The organism is Paenibacillus sp. OT2-17 (genome assembly GCF_009827695.1).
In the GTDB taxonomy this organism is placed as follows: domain Bacteria; phylum Bacillota; class Bacilli; order Paenibacillales; family Paenibacillaceae; genus Paenibacillus; species Paenibacillus polymyxa_B.
The window spans coordinates 1-1,148 of the sequence record NZ_WUDQ01000847.1 but is presented as its reverse complement, the minus strand read 5'-3'; the positions used below and the strand labels follow the sequence as shown (position 1 = coordinate 1,148).

Annotated in this window: 2 pseudogenes; both read left to right on the top strand. The window is 39.6% G+C overall.

Annotated elements, in window-relative coordinates:
* A pseudogene (locus tag GRP75_RS27615) lies at positions 1 to 257 on the top strand (MFS transporter); the annotation flags it as partial.
* Positions 258 to 636: 379 nt separating this feature from the next.
* Positions 637 to 1,148 (top strand): annotated as a pseudogene (locus tag GRP75_RS27610) (NAD-dependent malic enzyme); the annotation flags it as partial.

The window sequence follows — 1,148 nt, the reverse complement described above, 5'->3', positions numbered from 1 at the left end:
GCAACGAAATCGGGCTCATGACCGGCATTGTCGGCGCTGCTGGTGGCATAGGCGGGTACTTCCTCCCCCTTATACTGGGTCATCTGTACAAATCAACGGGTTCATATATGCCAGGCTTCATCTCTCTGAGCCTAATCACGTTCTGTGCCTTTACCCTCGTCATCATCATGCAATTGAAATGGCGTAACAGCTGGATGCAACGCTCTGCTACAGTTACTGATGAAGCCGTCAATCGCATCGGAGAATTAAATGCCTGATGTTCATTAAACATAGAGCTGCGAAGCATTAAATTTTGTCCCTCAACCATCCCTATAGCCAAAAAATAGCTTAACTTCGTTTATTTAAAATGAAGTTAAGCTATTTTTCATGCACATTTAATCGAACTACACCTAAAAAACTATGATAATTATCACATTCAATCAAGATTTTCCGAAAATATCATGAAAATTAAATGAAATTTTCATTCAAAAAACATTGAAAATCGCTTTCATTTTCATAATTTTTCTTATGTAAACACTTATATAACCATTTTTCACACAACATACTTGTTCACTTGGTTTAAAATAAGGCGTATACTTGTTCACGAATTGTTCAAGGATTAATTAAATGTAATTTTTTAGAAAGAAGGAATTGGAAATGCGTGCTTTTCATTTTACGGAAGACGGATCTATCGAAACTAAATTAACCGGAAAAGATCTACTTGCCAACCCACTGCTGAATAAAGGAGTAGCTTTTACCCTGGAAGAACGGAAACAGCTTGGACTTGACGGCCTCCTTCCTCCTACGATATTAACTATTGAGGAGCAGGTTCAGCGGGTTTACGAGCAATTTCAGAGCCAACCGGATAATTTGCGTAAAAATGTTGCGTTAAATGATCTTTTTAATCGGAATACCGTCCTTTATTATCGTTTGCTCTCTGAGCACCTAAGCGAAATGCTCCCGATTGTTTATACACCAACAGTAGGCCAGGCTATACAGGAATACAGTCATGAATATCACAAACCTGGTGGTATGTATTTATCTATTGATAATCTGGCGGGTATTGGAGAGGCTTTTAAGAATTTGAACCTAGACCCTGATGATATCGACCTGATCGTAGCCACAGAGTCCGAGAGTAGTGTGGGAATCGGGGACTGGGGAGTCGGAGG